The organism is Pseudoalteromonas sp. GW168-MNA-CIBAN-0100, from assembly GCF_040309225.1.
In the GTDB taxonomy this organism is placed as follows: Bacteria; Pseudomonadota; Gammaproteobacteria; order Enterobacterales; family Alteromonadaceae; genus Pseudoalteromonas; species Pseudoalteromonas arctica.
In genome coordinates, this window is the sequence record NZ_JBEOOL010000095.1 from 1 (window position 1) to 530 (window position 530).

General features: G+C 41.3%; 1 protein-coding gene. It reads right to left on the reverse strand.

The genetic code is table 11. The features are described 5' to 3' along the window. Positions 1 to 493 (reverse strand): ferredoxin--NADP reductase (locus AAEY62_RS20170; RefSeq protein WP_350635945.1); only part of this gene is annotated, 493 nt, incomplete at its 3' end. Positions 494 to 530: the final 37 nt, after the last annotated feature.

Genomic DNA, 530 nt, shown 5'->3' on the forward strand with positions numbered 1-530 from the left:
GCTTAGGATGAGCTTCAAGTAGTGTGTTTATAAGCTCCTGATAGCTTAAATCGTCATTTAAACGTACACCATGTACTAGGTTTATATGCTGATACTTTTGCCATACTTCGCTCTGTTGCAGCATGGATAAAAACGGCCCTAAAGCGGTACCTGTGCTTAGCATCCATAACTGCTCGCTGGCGGGTATTTCGTCAAGGGTAAAAAAGCCTGTAGCGCAGCGCTCTATTAGTACATTATCACCTGGTTGTAGCTTGGCTAAATGCGATGAGAGTAAACCGTCAACTACGTTTATTAGGTAAAACTCTAAATTGGGGTCATCGGAGGCATTAACATAGGAGTAAGCCCGTGCAATACGTTTATCGCCATCCATTATAGATAGCTTAGTAAACTGCCCCGCTTTAAATGGCTCAACGTCGGCATTTACCGTTATGCTAAATAACGAGTCTGTCCACCAAGTAATTTTTTTTACTGTTGCATCAACCCAATTAGACATAGTTAGCTCCTATATTATCGGCTATAAAGTATTAAGG